Here is a 16,609-nt window from a genome sequence, read left to right as displayed (position 1 = left end):
CCCCGATCCTCGAGGGGCCGGCCGGCTGTGCACCGGGCGCCCGGCGCCACCAACCGTTGAACAGGTGAACAAGGGAGTGTCATGAGTTTTCTGGATCCGTCAGTGTGGGGCGGGAAGGTCTATACCGATGGCTGGACCGAGGGTTCGGCCGGGACCGTGGACATCCTGGAGCCGGCCACCGGTTCGGTGTTGGGCCAGGCCGGCATGGCGTCGGCTGACGACGTGTTCGCGGCGGCCACCCGGGCCGCGAAGGCCCAGAAGCAGTGGGCGGCGAAGCGACCCGAAGAGCGTGCGGCCGTGTTGCGCCGGGCCGGCCAGGTGTTCGAGGACCACGTGGACGAGCTGAACTCCTGGATCCAGCGGGAGACCGGAGCCATTGCCGGCAAGGCCGCGATGGAGACCCACGTGGCGGCCAACGAGTGCTTTGACTCCGCTGCGCTGCCGCATCACCCGGCCGGGGAGGTGCTCACCTCGGATGAGCCCCACTGGTCCTTTGCGCGCCGGGTGCCGGCCGGCGTCGTCGCTGTGATCTCACCGTTCAATTTCCCGCTGATCCTCTCGATCCGTTCGGTGGCCCCGGCCCTGGCGCTGGGCAACGCGGTGATCCTGAAGCCGGATCCGCGGACCCCGGTCTCCGGTGGCGTGATGATCATGCGGGCCTTCGAGGAGGCCGGGCTGCCGGCTGGCGTGCTGCAGCTGTTGCCCGGCGGGGCGGAGACCGGCGCCGCGCTGTCCGAGGCGCCGGAGGTGCGGATCGTGTCCTTCACCGGCTCGACGGCGGCCGGCCGGAAGGTCGGGGAGGCCTGCGGGCGCAACCTCAAGCGAGCCCACCTGGAACTGGGCGGCAACAACGCCCTCGTGGTGCTGCCGGGGGCTGACGTCGCGGCGGCGGCCTCGGCCGGGGCCTTCGGGGCCTTCATGCACCAGGGGCAGGTCTGCATGACCAGTGGCCGGCATCTGGTGCACGAGTCGATCAAGGACGAGTACATCAGTGCGCTGCGGCAGAAGGCCGAGCACCTGCCGGTGGGTGACCCCACCGGTCAGGTGGCCTTGGGGCCGATCATCGACGAGAAGCAGCGGGACAACATCGACCGGATCGTCCGTGGCGCCAAGGATGCTGGGGCGACCATCGAGGCCGGTGGCACCTACGAGAACCTGTTCTACGCCCCGACGGTGATCTCCGGGATCGGGCGGGACAATCCGGCCTGGGCCGAGGAAATCTTCGGACCGGTGGCCCCGGTGATGTCCTTCGCCACGGTGGACGAGGCCGCGGAGATCATCAACGCCAACGAATACGGCCTCTCGCTCGGCATCCTCGGTGACGTGGGCGAGGCGATGAAGCTGGCCGACCTCGTGGACGCCGGCAAGGTCCACATCAACGAGCAGACCGTGGCTGACGAGTCCAACGCCCCTATGGGCGGGGTCAAGGCCTCCGGCACCGGGGCCCGTTTCGGCGGCTACACCGCGAACATCGAGGCCTTCACCGAGGTGCAGTGGGTGACGATGCGACCGGACGTCGCCCCCTACCCCTTCTAAACCTCAGCCAGCCCCTCACCTTGAGGGCAGAGAATAGTACTCTTCTGTGCCCGCAAAGCTGGGCGGGTCCGCGGCTGACCGGCACCGCGATGGACGGCGGCCTCACACGAGCAGTGTGGGGCCGCCGTCGCCGTGAACGCGGTCATGCAGGCGTTCCATCCGCCGGTCGAGGTCCAGGGCGGACTGGGCCGCCTCCTTCAGTTCACCCGCGACGTCGGCCGGCACCTCGCCGTCGTACTTGTACTTGATCTTGTGGTCCAGGGACGCCCAGAAGTCCATGGCGATGGTGCGGAACTGGATCTCCACCGGGATCCGGACCATCCCGGTGGAGAGGTACACCGGGACGCGGACCGTGGCATGCAGGGAGGTGTATCCGTTGGTCTTCGGATGGGCGATGTAGTCCTTCACCTGCACCAACTCCACGTCGGGACGGTCCGTGAACAACTCGAAGAGCCGGTAGACGTCCCGCCGGAAACTGCAGGTGACCCGGGTCCCGGCGATGTCCGTGATCTCCTGCCGCCACACGTCCAGGTCCAGTGGCAATCCGCGGCGTTTGGCCTTGGCGACGAGTGAGTCCAGGGACTTCATGCGGGTGGCGAGATGCTCGATCGGGTTGTAGTCATGCAAGTGCAGGAACTCGTCCTGCAGGATCCGCAGTTTCGTCTCCACCTCGCGCATGGCGAAGTCGTATTCGAGGGTCAGCTGCTGGAACTCGCCGCCGATGGCCGAGAGGCGCTGCGCGAGGTCCGGGGACAGAGCGGCCAGACCCAACCCTGTCTCCGGTCCGCCTGGCCCGCGCCGTTCGAGATCAGTGGTGTGCGCCGGTCTTCGCGGGGAATCATCCATGGGTCCATTGTTGCTCCGTGGCCTGTCAGGACGCCGAGGCGAGGCTGGACACCGGCTGTGACGGGTTGGTTCGAACCGGTGGCTCACTCGCTTTCGGCGGTTGCCCGATGCTTGGCCTTCCTTGTCTTCTTCTGCGGTACCTCCAACGTGGGTATGGCGCGAAGCATGTATTGGTCGAATTGCGGCACGGTGTAGGCGGCGTAGCCGTGTTCCGGGGTGTAGAGCAATCCCATGGAAATGAGCTCGGCCCGGGTGGGCGCTTGATTCTGGGATGTACGGCCCATGCGTTCTGCCACATCGTTGGCCTTCTGTGGTTCGGGGCCGAGGTCCGCCATGGCGCGCAGATAAGACCGCTGGAGTTCGGTGCAGCGGTCTAGGCGGACCTGAAAGAAGGACTGGTCTAGTTTGTCGGTGTATCCCGGCACGGCCAACTCGATGTCCTCGACGGTAATCGTGTTGTTGGCGGCAATCGTCCAAACGGCGTACCCGAGTTCCTGGATAAAGTATGGATAGCCTGCAGTGATGTCAAAGGCCAACGCCAGGGCATCCTCATGGAATCGAACACCCTCTGACGTAGCCGGTTTGGAGAGCGCCTTGGCCGCATCGTCCTTGTCGAGATTTCCGATGCGCGGAAACTTGAACAGGCGTTCGGCGTAGGATTTTGCGTCTCCAGCGAACCCGGCGATCTGGGGGAGACCAGCACCGACCATGGTGATGGGCAGTTTGTACTGGGCGGTTTTATGCAAGGCCGTAATGACCCCACCGAGTTGGTCCTTGCTCAGGAACTGGACTTCGTCGAGAAGGATGACGACGCCCGTTTCTTTTTCTTTGGCTACATTGCCGACGGCAATGAAGAGGTCCACGAGGTCTTGGGTCAGGTTGCCATGGTCCGCATAGCCCTCGAGGGACTTGACATCCATCCCAAAGGTGACCGAGCCCTCGGGGCTCGCGGTCACGGAGAATGACTTCACGACTGAAGCGGCATGCTTGAATCCCTCGCTCCATTTCGCCTTGGGGGACATCTGGAGCAGGGCACTGTGGAATCTGGAACCGAGGTCCCTCCTGAAGCCAGACGTATCGTTCTTCTCGGCCTCCATGTCCATGACAGTCCAGGTGTTCTCCATGGCCTTCTGCCTGAACTGCTGGAGCAGAACGGTTTTTCCCACGCCTCGCAGCCCCGTGACGATCATCGACTGTTCTGTCCGGCCGCGTTCGAGACGTGCCAAGAGCACATCGAAGGATTCAAGTTGGTCTTCACGACCGACAACGGCCTCGGGTTCGGCGCCTGCATTGGGCGTATAGGGATTGGTTCGTGGATCCACCCGACCACCTTAGCAAGGTTAGGTAGGTTTAGTGGTTCTCTATAAAGTGGACTAAACCTCATAAGAAGGAGGTCCCGCGAGGTGAGCATTTCCGGAGAGGACAACACCGTCCCGCCGGACCTACCGTGAAGGCACGCAGCGAGAACGTGCACTCACCGGTCTGTCCCACTGAAGGAAATTGTGATGACCACCACCGACCTCTCCCACTACGATCCGGCCCCGGCCACACCCCGCGTGGTGGGCCTGCCGACCTGGCAGGCCGAGCTCGATGCGCTGCGCCGCCGCGAGAAGGCCGCCACCCGCGAACTCGACGCCATCGCCGCGCAGCGCCGCCAGCTGCCGATGGTGAAGATGCCCGACTACACGCTGGAGGGGGCCTTAGGGCCGATCCGGCTCGTGGACCTCTTCGGGGGCAAGCACCAGTTGATCGTCTACAGCCACATGTGGCACGACGGCGCCGAGTACCAGTGCGGCGGCTGCACCTTCTTCTCCTCACAGTTCCCCCGCCTGGAGTTCCTGGAGAACTACGACGCGCGCTTCGTGGTCGTCACCCAGGGGCCGATCGACGAGGCTCTGGCCTACCGCAGTCGCGTCGGGAACCGGATGAGCTGGTACTCCACGGCGGACAGCACCTTCGGGGCCGACGTCGGCGCCCCACCACATGCCGGATACGCCTTCAACGTGTTCCTGCGTGACGGCGAGGACGTCTACCGGACGTGGCACACCGACGGCCGCGGCCTCGAGACGGTGTCCCACGTCTTCGGGCTAATGGACGTGCTGCCCTACGGCCGCCAGGAGGCCTGGCAGCAGTCCCCGGAGGGGTGGCCGGGCGGGGAGGCGTGCCACGGCTGGCCCGAGCCCCAGGACGTGGCCGGTTGGTACGGGGAGGATTGACGATTCGTCATGCAGATGTCCGGTGTGTCGCCACGATTGAGGGGCGACATGCCGAGACTTCGGATGATGGATCTACTGCGGGGTCTCGCGCCGGGCGGTGAACTCTGGAACCGCGGGCCGAGCGAGGCTTAACCTCGGCTCGGGCGTGCACGTCCGAAGTGCATCATCACGTGCACCATGCCGCCCGGATCAGAGGATTGAGCACGATGAAATACATGCTGATCATGCGGGCCACCGACGCCGCGGTGGAGGCCTCCAAGAGCATTCCGATGGAGGAGATGCTCAACAAAATGGGCGCCTACAACGAGGAACTCATGGGCGCCGGTGTGATGGTGGGCGGCGAGGGGTTGGCCTACCCGGAGGACCGGGCGAACTTCGTTCTCGACTTCGCCCAGGACCCGCCGACTGTCTCGGACGCCCCCTACGGCGAGACCGAGGCTTTGTTTAACGGGTTCTGGATGCTCGAGGTCCCCACTCGGGAGGACGCGGTGACGTGGGCCAGCAAGTGCCCACTGGGGCCGGGGTCCAAGCTGGAGGTCCGGCGCGTGCAGACGGAGGAGGACTTCGCCGACTTCGCGGACAATGAGTACATCCAGAAGGAGGCCGGCTGGCGCGAAGAGGTGAACCGGGCGGCAGGCGGGAACTCGTAGGGCCGACCGAGCTTTTCCAGGAGCCCCATGGCGGAATTCGCAGACCGGTACGACGCCGGCCGGCAACTGGCCGACCACCTCGCCTCCCGCGAGTGGTCGGGCGAGGCGAGGGCCGGCGTCGGGCCTCCAGCGGTACTGGGCCTGCCGCGCGGCGGCGTTCCGGTGGCCGAGGTGGTCGCCCGGGAACTGGGCGCGCCCCTGGACGTCATCATGGTGCGCAAGCTCGGGGTGCCCGCCCACCCGGAACTCGCGATGGGCGCCATCGGGGAGCAGGGCGCCCGGGTGCTGGATGCCTCGATCGTGCGGCACTTCGCCGTCACGGAGGACCAGATCGCCGAGGTGGAACGGCGCGAGCAGCAGACCCTGCAGCGCCGCGGGGCGTTGTTCCGGGCGGGCAGGGCGCCGCTGGACCTGACGGGCGCCTCGGCCGTGATCGTGGATGACGGCATGGCCACCGGCGCCACGGCCCGGGTGGCCTGCACCGTGGCCCGCCACCTCGGCGCCGCCCACGTGGTGCTGGCCGTGCCGGTGGCCGCCCGGGACACGGTCAGCCGGATTCGGGAGGACGGCGAGGCCGACGAGGTGGTCGTGGTGGCCACGCCCCGGTTCTTCCGGTCGGTCGGCGAGCACTACGCGGACTTCACCGCCGTGGAGGATGAGCACGTGGTGGCGATCCTTCAGCGATCCTGACCCACGAAGGACCTCAGCAGCTCCGGCCGGGTGCGACATCCGGCAGGATCGGAGACGCGCAGGCTGGGCCACGCCCCTAGCGTGGGAGGACTAACCGAACCGGGAGGACCCATGCGGATCGTCATCACGCAGAACACCACCCTGGACGGCCGGGTCGAGATGCTGGACGACTGGTTCGACCCGGCCGACCAGGACGAGGACCTGGCCGCGGAGCTGATGCGGCAGACCGAGCTGGAGGAAGTGCTACTGCTCGGACGGCAGACCTTCGAGGACTTCCGCGGCTACTGGCCGCAGCAAACCGAGGACACCACCGGCGTGGCCGCGAGCCTGGACGCGGCGGACAAGCGCGTGGTCTCCTCCACCCTCACCGATCCCGGCTGGGCCAACACCACAATCATCTCCGGTGACCCGTTGGAGGCCGTGCGCGCGCTGCGGGAGGAACCGGGGAAGGACGTGATCATCACGGGCAGCATCACCCTGTGCCACGCACTGATCGGCGCCGGGCTCGTGGACCTGTTCCGGATGTTCGTCTACCCGTACTGGCAGGGCCGGGGTCGGTCCTTCTTCCCGGACGGGCACCCCGGGACGGGCCTGCGCCGGGTGGAGGCCCGGGCCTTCGCCGGTGGGGTGACCTACGCGGCCTACGTGCCGCTCGCGGGCCTGGGCTCCGAGCAGGACGACTGAGACGATTGGGGGACTTGAAATGGGACAGCTGATCTACTCAGCCATCGGATCTCTGGACGGCTACATCGCCGACCCGGACGGCGACTTCTCCTGGGCCGAACCGGACGAGGAGGTCCACCAGTACGCCAACGACATGCTGCTCGGCTTGGACCTGCACCTCTACGGCCGGACCACCTATGACCTGATGACCGTGTGGGAAACGGACCCGGACTTCGCCTCGGCGTCTCGCGTCTACGCCGAGTTCGCCCAGCGGTGGATGGACGCGGACAAGGTGGTCTACTCCACCACGCTCGGTGAGGTGTCCACCCGGCGGACCCGGCTGGAGCGCGCCTTCGATCCGGACGCCGTGCGTGAACTGAAGGATTCCACGGGCGGCGGGATCATGATCGGCGGACCCACCCTGGCCGCCCAAGCCCTGCGTGCCGGCCTCGTGGACGTGGTGGACCAGGTCCTGCTGCCCATCGTCATCGGCGGCGGGCTCCCTGTCTTTCCCGACGGCGTCCGGCTGGGTCTAGAACTCGAGGCAGAGCGCCGCTTCGCCTGCGGTGCAGTGGCGGTGCGGCACCGGATTCACTGATGTTCACCATGTACACCGATGTTCATAAGGTACACAGCCGCGCCATCACAGCAAGTTGACGAGCAGCACGAAGGTCAGGGTGCCCAGCCCGATGCTCAGCAGGGTCCGCCGGCCGCAGAGCAGGTGCACCGCGATAGTGACCGCGGCCGCGAGGGCCGCGTGGGCCGCCGTCGTCCAGCGGATGCCGGCGTCACCGGTGAAGGTGCCGGCCCAGGTGGAGGCCGCCAGGATGCCGAGGATCCCCACGGGCATCCACAGCCCGAGGGCCAGCACCAGCCTCGACTCGCGCAGGGGCTTGAGGACGGCGAAGGGCATGGCCCGCAGCGCCACGGTGATGGCGCCGGCGATCACGAGCGCGGCCACCACGTATCCGAGGTCAGGCAACGGTGGTCTCCTTCTCCGGCTGGCCACGCTGCCGGGAGAGCGCGTACCGCACGGCTAGGGCCACCACGAACAGCATCATCGCCACGAACAGTGACTGCTCCGGCAGGAGGAGGTGGGCGGCCGCGAAGCACGCCAGCGCCATGACGAGGGAGGGCACCTGATTCCGTGTCCGGCAGGCGTCCAGGGTCAGGGTGATGAACAGGGCCACCAGGGCGAACTCGAGGCCCTCCACCGGGCCGGGCAAGGCGGACGCGAACAACACCCCGGCCAGCCCGCCGAACACCCAGTAGCACTGGAAGGCGACCTGGGTCGTGAGCAGGCGTGGGGCCGTCCACCCGCGCGGATTGGCCGCGGTGATGGCATAGGACTCGTCCGTGAGGGCGTAGACGGAATAGGCACGGGCGACCGGGTTCCGCACCACGTGCAGCGGGAAGGTGAAGGCGTAGAACACGTGCCGGAAGTTCACCAGCAGGGTGGTCAGGGCGATCGTGGCCAGCGGGGTGGCCGCGGCGATCAGCCCGACCAGCAGCAGCTCCACCGAACCGGCGTAGACCGCGATGGACAGGGCTGGGGCCATCCACCACGGCAGCCCGTACTGGATCACCAGGATGCCGAAGGCCACGCCCAGCGGGAACATGCCGAGGCCGGCCGGCAGGGACAACCGGATGCCGAAGGCGATCTCGGCGCGGCGGCCGCGCGGATCCTCGATCGCCTCACTGGTCATGGATCCATGATCCCCCGTTGCCGGTGCACTCTGGTGGTACGTGACATCTGTGGCTCAATGTGCTGGAGACGACGTCTTCGTCACGTCACGAATCGCTGGTGGCCCAGTGGCTGTCCAGCCAGGTTGAAGACCTGTCCGCAGATCTGTCCAATAGGCCAGCTTGGTACCCAATCTGACAGCAGGTTTCCGTAGCGGCGTGAGGTGTGTAAGCGGGTATACCTGACTTGACGGTCAACTCCGCGCGCTCAGGCGGATCGAGAGGCAGCCCATCGAGAGGGGGGCATGCTGAACGTGAGACGGCACCGTACCGAAGGCGCCCACGCGTGTGGTTCTGGCGGTGCATCCTCCGCGGCACCGACCACCGCTTGTTTTTCCCGTCAGCTGCGTCCTGATGTGTCGCCCCGCGTCGCCATCGCAGGAATGCCGACGGCGACGGCGACGATCGCGGTCGCTAGTGCTGCGGAAGGAAGAACGAAGACCAGGGCACCGATGCCCATCGGCGTGACAAGAAGAGAGATGGCACGGAACGTGCCGATCGAGGCAATCGCGCGCCCACGTTCCTCCGGCCCGACGGCCTCCGTGGCGAGCGCTGGGCCGAGCGTCTGCAGGATCCCCGCTCCCACCCCCGAGATGAACAGGAACGCACTCGCCGGCACGAGGTAGGGCGTCAGGAACGCCATCGAAGCGACGCCTCCGACTGCGAGAGCCGAACCGAGGACAGCCGACAGCCTCACTCCTACCCGACGAACCGGCGTCGCGACGGCAGAACCCACGAGCGCCGCGAGGTTCGCCAGTGCCATCATCGCTCCTGCGACTGGGATCGAATGCCCCGCCTCGGTCAAGAGAACGGGCAGATATGAGTTCAGGATGCCTCGCCACGCTCCCGCTGTTGAGCCCATCCATCCCGCGGTCATCACGCCAGTGCGCCGCCACACAGGAACCGTTCTCTCGACGGAATCCGTGCGCGGCTTCGCGAACGGATCGTATCGGATTAGGAAGGCACAGCTAAGGACAGCCGGTCCTGTGATGCCCGCGGCGATGAAGAGTGCAAGCGTGAGCGACGAGGCGCCGATGATCCCTGCAAGGAAGGGGCCGACGAGCAACCCCACACCGTTCGTCACATTCATGATGGCGAGCGCAGACACCGCTGGTCTCGTAGCTCGTACCACGTGCGTCTGCGTGCCTGTGAAAAAGTAGGCACGAGCGGCTCCCTGGAGGAGCTGCGAGGCGACGAACGCCCACAGCTCATCGGTCACGCCGAGGATCACGCACGAGGCCGCCAGCAGAATCAGCGCGACGAAGATGAAGGTCCGCGTGCTGAATCGATCCATCAGCGCGCCCATGCCAGCTCTCGCGATAATCTGAGTGATGGCGGACACACCGACGAGGAATCCCACGGCTCCTAGCTGGTAACCGGCTGCCGTGGCCACGAGCGGGACGACGACTGTCGCCATTCCGAGCGCAACGGAGAACAGAAAGATCGTCGTCTGGGAAAGGATGTCCTCCCGCCGTGGCGCGGGGGCCGTGCTGTCATGCGCCGACGCCATGTCTCACGTCCGTCCTCGCGACCTCACGGTCGCACAGAGAGAAAGGGGCCCTTCGCGTCCGCGCGATGTTCGCGGAGGCGAAGGGCCCGGTGATTATGTGCGCGAACGTGTCAGTACGATGCTTTGAGCACGTCGATGAAATCCGCCGACAGCTCGTCGAAGCTCGGGATGACGTCGGTCGAGAGTTCCTCGCCCGAGAGGTAGGACAGATCGCGCTGCATCTTCTCGGCCTGCTCGAGAACCTCAGGGTCCTCCATGGCCGTCTCGAGCGCGCCCTGCAGGCAACCGAGCGTCTCCTCATCCATTCCCGCCGGCGCGACGAGAGGACGGCCGTAATCTGTGAGCGATCTGATGCCGTCGATGATGTCTTGCCCGTCCTCGGAGAGTTCGAGTTCGCTGAACACGGTGGCGTCGGCGACATCGGAGGGCGCCTCGTCGGCGAACGACAGCACGGCAGTCGTCTCACCGCCCTTGATGCTCGCGCGGCGGCTGTCGAGCGGACCCGCGATCGCGTCCACGTTGCCCTGGACGAGGGCGAGGTCGGTCTCTGACTGGCTATTGAACCCGACGACGACTTCGGCACCCTTTAGGTCGAATGCTTCGATCAGCGCGTTGGCTACGATGTAGTCGGAGGACCCGCGGCCGGTCGACCCGAATTTGAACCCTTCGCTTTCCATAATGTCTTCCCACGTCTGATACTCGCTGTCCGCATTGGTGGTGACGACCAGATCGTCGATGGCAACGCGGCCGATGTAGCTGAGATCGTCGAACTCGAATTCCGGCCCTTCGGCGTCTGCAAGGATCGCGGCGGCAGCGCCCGTTCCATTGACGATGGCGATCTGACTGCCGTCAGCAGGCGCTGCGGTGAGCTGATTGATCGCGAGTAGACCGCCCGCGCCGGGCTTGTTGATGGGGATCACCGTGGCATCCAGCGCGTTCTCAAGGCCGGGGATAATGACACGTGAGAGCACGTCGTATCCGCCTCCGGCATTGTATGGGATCACGAGCTCGACGGTCTGCCCTTTGAAGGAGGAGCACCCGTTCGCCGCAGCCGCGCCGGAAGATGACCCCTCCTGACCGGACGCCGCGCACCCGGTTAATGCGAGAGCACCGATCACACTCGCGCCCAGGGCGATGCGAGAGACGTGCGAATTTCTTTGGAACATGAACATACCTTCCTTGGTATTTCTGTCAGGTTTTGAGGCGGAGGTCATCCTCCGGGAAGCAAGACCCCGGGAGGACTGGGGATGTACGTCGCCCAGCGCATGAGGACCCACAACAGCCCAGTCAGGACCGCTGTGTATATAAGTGAGAAAAGCCAGGACTTCTTGCCGATGACGATCAGGTATACGAGGGACAGCGCGGCTGCGGCGACGAACAGCCCGCACAGGTAGAGAACGAGGAAGAACCCGGCGATAAAGCCGATCGTCGTCAGCCACACGCGCCGCGAGGTATGCGACAGGACGTACTCCGCATCGTTCGGATCCACTTCATCATCGTCTTCTGTGGGCACTTTGAGCACCGCTGTGTGGTCGTCGACGGGACCGGTGGTCCCTTCGACGCCGGTTTCCAGACGCTGTCGCGCCAGCGCGATTGACTTGCTGATGATTATCCAAGCCGCGCACAACAGGCCGAGGCCCGCAGCCAGCCGGGGCAGCAACATCGATACCGAGGGCGGATAGGTAATGCTTATGGCGATCGCCCCGCCGCAAATGACAAGAATTACACACGAGATTACGAGGTCCGGCATCGCGGACCGGTTCGCCGACTGGGCCGTCACTTTTTCCTTCCAATCGTTTGGATTACCCGGGTACGGGGCCCCTCAGTCGGCTCGTTGGCGATACGTGCGCGGTGATCGCGTCGCACCGAACGGATGCTGAGGAATAGCGTCGCAACCACGATCACACCGACGATGATGACGCCCGGACGGGTGAGCCAGTCGGAGCCGAACATCGTGTTAGAGAGGTTCAAGTACTGTTCGAGAAGCTTTCCGAGCACAAGCGCGAGCAAGAACGGGACGCGTGGCCAGTCCCACCGCAGACACACCACGCCGAGCACCGATGCCCCGATCATGACGAACAGGTCGCCCCAGCTGTTGTTGGTCGTATAGGCGCCGATCACAAGGAACATGAACAGGATCGGCGTGAGAACAGGGCCGCTGATCTTCGTCAGAGCCGCAAGCGGTCGAACGAGCGCGAGCGCGAGGATGACCCCGAGAATGCCGGCGATGACCACCGTCCACACCATTGAAAACGTGACGTCCAGCTGGGTGGTCAGCATGTCCTGACCCGGATTGACTCCCAGCACGAGGAACCCGCCAAGTAGGACCGCCGTCGCCGCTCCGCCGGGAATCCCGAACGCGATCGTGGGGATGAGCGAACCCGCGTCTTTCGCGTTGTTCGTCGCCCCCGCCGCCACGAGGCCATCTACAGCACCCTTGCCGAATTGATCGGGGTTTTTGGACGATTGGCGCGCCTGTCCGTATGAAATCCACTGCGCGACAGTGCCGCCAAGACCCGGGAGCATTCCAATGACCACGCCGATCGATGACGAACGGAGCACCACGGGCCAGTGACGGAGGGCATCGGCCACACCACGCATCGTGCCCGTGAGTTTGGTATCGCCGAGCGGTCCGCTAGCGATAGACGACCGGGTCAGCATCAGCTGGAGCACCTCGGCCCCGCCGAAGAGGCCGACGACGACGGGGATCAGCTCGATGCCGCTCCAAAGATACATCTGATCGAACGTGAACCTCGGCACGCCCGCGGAGGGGTCGGAACCGACATAGGAGACGAGGAGGCCGAGGGAGACCATCGCCATCCCCTTCGCGGGGCTCTTGCCAGCGAGCGTCACGACGAATGCCAACCCCAGGAGCACGAGCATGAAGAACTCGGGTGGTCCGAGCAACAGCACGAGGGGACGGATTACCGTGATAAAGACGCCGAGGACGATCGCACCGAAGATCAGGCCGAGGGCGGAGCTGGTGAGTACAGTTCCAAGCGCGCGCCCCCCCTGTCCCTTCTTTGTCATGGGGTAGCCGTCGAGCACCGCGGCCGCCGACGTGGCTTCGCCCGGTATGCCGAACAGTACGGACGTGATGTCGCCGGCTGTCGTTGTCACGATCCACATGCTCAGGAGGAACACAAGTCCTTGAACCGGCTCCATTGCGAAAGTGAACGGAAGCAGAAGGGCGAGCGCCACGGCACCACCGAGTCCCGGCAGGATCCCCACGACGAATCCGATGAGCATGCCGCAGACCATCAGACCCAGGGTCTCCCACTGGAGCACCTGGCCGAGACCACTCATGATCACGTCGATCACGCGAGACACCTCCTCGTGCACGCACTGCGCGAAGCGTGCAAACCCCCGCTGCTCCCGGTTTCTCGATACAGCGGTCTCGAAACCCGCCTTCGCGTCGCTGACACCATCGAACGCCTTTCTTCACATTGTCGTGATTCGCAGGGCACTGCTTCCGGCCCCTTGTCCGAACACGGGGATGTGATCGGAATCATAAAACGAATGGATGGACCATACCACCAATAGACCTTCCATCAACAGGAGTATCCTCGTCGTGTGCACCCCCGCCCCCATGCGATGGCAGACGCGTGGCGCCCAGCCCCTCGCGACCGCGGTTTTCGATTGACCTCGACGCACCTGAATGATAGGAGACGGCATTGTCCGCCACCCCCGCAAACCCGCCATCCACGCAGCTCTTCAACCAGGTGAATGTAGACCGCGCCTCTCACGTCATCGTGGAGCAGATCCAGCAGCTAATCAGGGATGGCAGCCTAAAGCCGGGCGACCGCCTGCCGAACGAACGCGACCTCTGCCAGCAGCTCGGCGTCAGCCGCGTCACGGTTCGCGAAGCACTCCGCGTCCTCGAGGCAACGGGATTGATCCAGGTACGACTCGGCGCACACGGTGGGTCGTTCTTAACCTCCCCCTCGGTCGAGATCGTGGGGGAGAACCTCGCACACCTCCTGACTCTCTCGCCAATCACAGCGAGTGCCGCAACAGAGGCACGCCAGATATTTGAGCTCGGGATCCTCCCCCTCATCCTGGAGCGAGCGAAGCCGGAGGACATCGCCGCCCTCCGTGGCCTCGTGGCCGACGCGAAGGCCGCGAAGGCCGATGGCGTCTACTCCACGGACATGTCTGCCGCATTCCACGTGCGACTGGCGGCATGTACGCATAACCCGGCGATCGAAGCACTGATGCAGAGCTTCCACGGCCCTCTCATCTCGTCCCTCCGTGAGGCGAAGACCGTCGCCCCGGACATGGGCATCAAGGGGGTCGAGGAGCACAGCGGCATCATAGACGCAATCGAAGACGACGACCTCGCCCGCGCTCGTGCGATCCTCACCCAGCACCTTGAGCGAACGGCACAACGAGTCGCCGCCGTCGACCAGTAGGCGCTAATCCGAAACGATGTGGTCTAATGGTCCTACCCTTAAGGAGGACCATGGACCACATCGAAACGTCGCCAATGTCCGTCGGCACCCTGATCATCGGAGCCGGCCAAGCTGGACTGCAGCTCGCGGTCACTCTGCGAGAGTTAGGCGAAACGGCACCGGTCACCGTCGTTGGCGGAGAGAGCCGGCCACCGTATCAGCGCCCACCATTGTCGAAAGCCTTCCTCAGCGGCAAGGCCGAGGAGCACGAGCTGGCACTCCGCGGCGCCGACTATTACGCAGCGAACGACATCACCCTCATCTGCGGCGAGTGGGTCGAGACAATCGAACTCGACGACGACGCTGCTGGGTCAGGCGAAGCAGTGACTCGAAGCGGCCGGACGCTCGCTTTCGACCGGCTTGCGTTCACCGTTGGCGGCACGCCTCGTCGTATGCGTGTGCACGGAGCTGAGCTTGCAGGGATCCACTATCTGCGGACCCTCGACGATGCCGTCGCGCTCAAGGGATCCCTCGACGACGCGTCTCGCGCGGTCGTTGTCGGCGGCGGCTTCGTCGGTCTCGAGATCGCAGCGGCGGCGACGGCGAGCGGAAAGGACGTCACCGTCCTGGAAGCTCAGGACCGCCTCATGGCACGCGCTGTCGCCCCCGAAATGTCCCGTTTCTACGCAGACGCACATCAGCGCCGTGGCACACACATCGTGCTCGATGCTGCCGTGTCGGGTTTCCGTGGAACAGATCGCGTGAGCGGTGTCGAACTGGCAGATGGTCGTGTGATTGAGGCCGACGTTGTGATAGTCGGCATCGGCCTGATTGCCCACGCGGAGCTCGCCGCCTCGGTGGGGCTGGCCAGCGATCGCGGAATCGACGTAGACGCCGTCGGGCGCACCCGCATCCCTGGCATCGTCGCCGCAGGCGACTGCGCGGTGACCTCCCACCCCGTCCACGGCCCTATCCGCCTCGAGTCGGTGCCGAACGCGATCGCACAGGCGAAGGCAGCCGCCGCCGCCTTAATGGGGCTCGAGCCGGATGCTACGGCGGTGCCGTGGTTCTGGTCAGATCAGGCCGACCTCAAACTCCAGATGGCCGGGCTCACGATGGGCCACGACCATGTGGTCGTTCGCGGCGATCCCGACAGCGAGCACTTCTCTGCGCTCTACTATCGCGATGGTGAGCTCGTATCGATCGAGTCGGTCAACTCTCCGCGCGACTACATGGCGGCGAGGCGCATTCTCGAGGCAGGCGGGAACATCCCGCCGGAGGCCGCTGGGGACACGGACATCCCGCTGAAGACCCACCTCGCGAGGATGCACCTCACGAGGTGACGACGCGACGCAGTTCGGCCGGAGCCCCGCCAGGGTGCTCCGGCCGAACTGCGTCAGATGACGAAGGACTCCAGCGACTCGGGGGCGAACAGATCCTCGGGCTCTCGACGCGATCCGGATAGTCCCTGTTCATGGTGGTATCGGAGGAACGTCGTGAGCACCTCGCGTTCGGCGCTACCCAGCCCATACGACCAGTAGTCGTCGCCCAGGAGGTCCCGCGCTTCTTCGAGATGCAGCATCAGCCATGGCTCCATGAACTGCAGTGCCGAGGAGTCGTAGATGCGCGCTGTCGCCTGCGCCTTCGCTGTGGTCAGAGCCTTCGTCAGCGATTGCGCAACCCACCGGTGGCGCTGGTACAGCTCGCGACGTAGCACGACGACGTGCATGATCGGAAATATTCCAGTGTCCCGGAAGTACGCCTGCTCGGCCTTCTTCGTGTCGGGGAAGAGCCGCGCGATGCGCCCGCCCGGCTCCCCGAAGGTGCTCGGGATCCGCGGTGCGAAGATCGCGTCGAGGTCGCCGACGGCGAGCATCTCGGACAGCGTGCGGTCCGAGGGGATCGGATGGATGTCGAACGGCACATTCACAACGCCCTTCTCGATCCGCCCGGGCCTCTCCTGGCCGCCGGTGAAGAACGTCGACGCGTCGAGCGGCAGGTCGTGATGGTCGGCGAGGATCCCTCGCTGCCACACGCACGCGGTCAGCTGAACCTCGGGCATGCCGATCCGCTTGCCGCGCAGGTCGGAGGGCTTCTCGATCCCCGCGTCGACATTGATGAACATCCCTCCGTGGCGGAACTGACGCGACGTGTAGATCGGCAGCGCGACGAACGGCGGTTCGTCTCCCACATCGAGCGCGTTGAAGGTCGAGACATAGGTCGACAGCGACATCTCCGCCGCATCGAACTCATGGTGCCTCGCCATGCGGAAGAAGGTCTCCTCCACGGGCAAACGCAGGTACGTGAGGTCGATGCCGTCGATCGCCACGCTCCCGTCCTCGACCCCGCGGGTGCGGTCGTAGT

General features: G+C 65.3%; 17 protein-coding genes. 8 read left to right on the top strand and 9 right to left on the bottom strand.

Annotated features, from left to right (window positions below; translation table 11 throughout):
- Positions 1 to 81 precede the first annotated feature (81 nt).
- A complete protein-coding gene (locus AB0333_RS04825; RefSeq protein WP_366217613.1) occupies positions 82 to 1,536 on the top strand; it encodes an aldehyde dehydrogenase family protein in 1,455 nt (484 codons plus the stop codon).
- A 102-nt stretch (positions 1,537 to 1,638) separates the two neighbouring features.
- On the opposite strand, the gene AB0333_RS04820 is transcribed toward AB0333_RS04825, so the two are convergent.
- Together AB0333_RS04820 and AB0333_RS04815 are read right to left on the bottom strand one after the other, a co-directional pair.
- Complete coding sequence (locus AB0333_RS04820; RefSeq protein WP_115932428.1) at positions 1,639 to 2,382, bottom strand: GTP pyrophosphokinase family protein; 744 nt, start codon at positions 2,380 to 2,382, stop codon at positions 1,639 to 1,641.
- A gap of 83 nt (positions 2,383 to 2,465) precedes the next feature.
- Positions 2,466 to 3,704 (bottom strand): ATP-binding protein, encoded by a 1,239-nt coding sequence (locus AB0333_RS04815; RefSeq protein ID WP_366217612.1) that lies wholly within the window; start codon positions 3,702 to 3,704, stop codon positions 2,466 to 2,468.
- Between the two features lie 183 nt (positions 3,705 to 3,887).
- On the opposite strand from AB0333_RS04815, the gene AB0333_RS04810 reads away from it, so the two are divergent.
- The 5 genes from AB0333_RS04810 to AB0333_RS04790 all read left to right on the top strand — a co-directional run bounded on the left by AB0333_RS04810 (position 3,888) and on the right by AB0333_RS04790 (position 7,199).
- Positions 3,888 to 4,598, top strand: a complete 711-nt coding sequence (locus AB0333_RS04810) for a DUF899 family protein (RefSeq protein WP_366217611.1) — start codon at positions 3,888 to 3,890, stop codon at positions 4,596 to 4,598.
- 206 nt (positions 4,599 to 4,804) lie between these two features.
- The gene (locus tag AB0333_RS04805) at positions 4,805 to 5,248 is read left to right on the top strand and encodes a YciI family protein (protein ID WP_366217610.1); all 444 of its coding nucleotides are present in this window, start codon (positions 4,805 to 4,807) and stop codon (positions 5,246 to 5,248) included.
- Between the two features lie 27 nt (positions 5,249 to 5,275).
- Positions 5,276 to 5,938, top strand: coding sequence for a phosphoribosyltransferase family protein (locus AB0333_RS04800; protein ID WP_366217609.1), 663 nt, complete (start codon positions 5,276 to 5,278; stop codon positions 5,936 to 5,938).
- Positions 5,939 to 6,049: 111 nt separating this feature from the next.
- The gene (locus tag AB0333_RS04795; RefSeq protein ID WP_366217608.1) at positions 6,050 to 6,622 is read left to right on the top strand and encodes a dihydrofolate reductase family protein; all 573 of its coding nucleotides are present in this window, start codon (positions 6,050 to 6,052) and stop codon (positions 6,620 to 6,622) included.
- A 19-nt stretch (positions 6,623 to 6,641) separates the two neighbouring features.
- Positions 6,642 to 7,199, top strand: a complete 558-nt coding sequence (locus tag AB0333_RS04790) for a dihydrofolate reductase family protein (protein ID WP_366217607.1) — start codon at positions 6,642 to 6,644, stop codon at positions 7,197 to 7,199.
- A 45-nt stretch (positions 7,200 to 7,244) separates the two neighbouring features.
- Here the strand turns inward: AB0333_RS04790 and AB0333_RS04785 are convergent, their stop codons facing one another.
- From AB0333_RS04785 to AB0333_RS04760, 6 genes are all read right to left on the bottom strand, one after another.
- Positions 7,245 to 7,583 carry an AzlD domain-containing protein gene (locus tag AB0333_RS04785; RefSeq protein WP_366217606.1) on the bottom strand — a complete coding sequence of 113 codons (339 nt, stop codon included), beginning with the start codon at positions 7,581 to 7,583 and terminating at the stop codon, positions 7,245 to 7,247.
- A complete protein-coding gene (locus AB0333_RS04780) occupies positions 7,576 to 8,307 on the bottom strand; it encodes an AzlC family ABC transporter permease (protein ID WP_366217605.1) in 732 nt (243 codons plus the stop codon). Before AB0333_RS04780 ends, AB0333_RS04785 begins: the two co-directional genes overlap by 8 nt.
- Before the next feature lie 377 nt (positions 8,308 to 8,684).
- Positions 8,685 to 9,854, bottom strand: a complete 1,170-nt coding sequence (locus AB0333_RS04775; protein WP_366217604.1) for an MFS transporter — start codon at positions 9,852 to 9,854, stop codon at positions 8,685 to 8,687.
- 110 nt (positions 9,855 to 9,964) lie between these two features.
- Positions 9,965 to 11,026, bottom strand: a complete 1,062-nt coding sequence (locus AB0333_RS04770) for a tripartite tricarboxylate transporter substrate-binding protein (RefSeq protein ID WP_366217603.1) — start codon at positions 11,024 to 11,026, stop codon at positions 9,965 to 9,967.
- 38 nt (positions 11,027 to 11,064) lie between these two features.
- Positions 11,065 to 11,634 (bottom strand): tripartite tricarboxylate transporter TctB family protein, encoded by a 570-nt coding sequence (locus AB0333_RS04765; RefSeq protein WP_366217602.1) that lies wholly within the window; start codon positions 11,632 to 11,634, stop codon positions 11,065 to 11,067.
- A complete protein-coding gene (locus tag AB0333_RS04760; protein WP_366217601.1) occupies positions 11,631 to 13,175 on the bottom strand; it encodes a tripartite tricarboxylate transporter permease in 1,545 nt (514 codons plus the stop codon). Before AB0333_RS04760 ends, AB0333_RS04765 begins: the two co-directional genes overlap by 4 nt.
- A gap of 353 nt (positions 13,176 to 13,528) precedes the next feature.
- On the opposite strand from AB0333_RS04760, the gene AB0333_RS04755 reads away from it, so the two are divergent.
- Together AB0333_RS04755 and AB0333_RS04750 are read left to right on the top strand one after the other, a co-directional pair.
- Positions 13,529 to 14,266, top strand: a complete 738-nt coding sequence (locus AB0333_RS04755) for a FadR/GntR family transcriptional regulator (protein WP_366217600.1) — start codon at positions 13,529 to 13,531, stop codon at positions 14,264 to 14,266.
- 50 nt (positions 14,267 to 14,316) lie between these two features.
- Positions 14,317 to 15,588, top strand: a complete 1,272-nt coding sequence (locus tag AB0333_RS04750) for an FAD-dependent oxidoreductase (protein WP_366217599.1) — start codon at positions 14,317 to 14,319, stop codon at positions 15,586 to 15,588.
- Between the two features lie 53 nt (positions 15,589 to 15,641).
- Here AB0333_RS04750 and AB0333_RS04745 read toward each other — a convergent pair whose 3' ends face one another.
- A complete protein-coding gene (locus AB0333_RS04745) occupies positions 15,642 to 16,574 on the bottom strand; it encodes an ABC transporter substrate-binding protein (protein WP_366217598.1) in 933 nt (310 codons plus the stop codon).
- Between the last annotated feature and the right edge of the window lie 35 nt (positions 16,575 to 16,609).

The organism is Citricoccus sp. NPDC079358 (assembly GCF_040702545.1).
Classification (GTDB): domain Bacteria; phylum Actinomycetota; class Actinomycetes; order Actinomycetales; family Micrococcaceae; genus Citricoccus.
Note: the sequence above shows the minus strand (reverse complement) of the source record. Positions and strands in the feature narration are given on the sequence as shown.

Bases quoted from the DNA above. Each gene is read 5' to 3' on its own strand.
- AB0333_RS04770 (WP_366217603.1), bottom strand. From the start codon at position 11,026: ATGTTCATGTTCCAAAGAAATTCGCACGTCTCTCGCATCGCCCTGGGC.
- AB0333_RS04810 (WP_366217611.1), top strand. From the start codon at position 3,888: ATGACCACCACCGACCTCTCCCACTACGATCCGGCCCCGGCCACACCC.
- AB0333_RS04750 (WP_366217599.1), top strand. From the start codon at position 14,317: ATGGACCACATCGAAACGTCGCCAATGTCCGTCGGCACCCTGATCATC.
- AB0333_RS04790 (WP_366217607.1), top strand. From the start codon at position 6,642: ATGGGACAGCTGATCTACTCAGCCATCGGATCTCTGGACGGCTACATC.
- AB0333_RS04795 (WP_366217608.1), top strand. From the start codon at position 6,050: ATGCGGATCGTCATCACGCAGAACACCACCCTGGACGGCCGGGTCGAG.
- AB0333_RS04805 (WP_366217610.1), top strand. From the start codon at position 4,805: ATGAAATACATGCTGATCATGCGGGCCACCGACGCCGCGGTGGAGGCC.
- AB0333_RS04800 (WP_366217609.1), top strand. From the start codon at position 5,276: ATGGCGGAATTCGCAGACCGGTACGACGCCGGCCGGCAACTGGCCGAC.
- AB0333_RS04780 (WP_366217605.1), bottom strand. From the start codon at position 8,307: ATGACCAGTGAGGCGATCGAGGATCCGCGCGGCCGCCGCGCCGAGATC.
- AB0333_RS04820 (WP_115932428.1), bottom strand. From the start codon at position 2,382: ATGGATGATTCCCCGCGAAGACCGGCGCACACCACTGATCTCGAACGG.
- AB0333_RS04825 (WP_366217613.1), top strand. From the start codon at position 82: ATGAGTTTTCTGGATCCGTCAGTGTGGGGCGGGAAGGTCTATACCGAT.
- AB0333_RS04775 (WP_366217604.1), bottom strand. From the start codon at position 9,854: ATGGCGTCGGCGCATGACAGCACGGCCCCCGCGCCACGGCGGGAGGAC.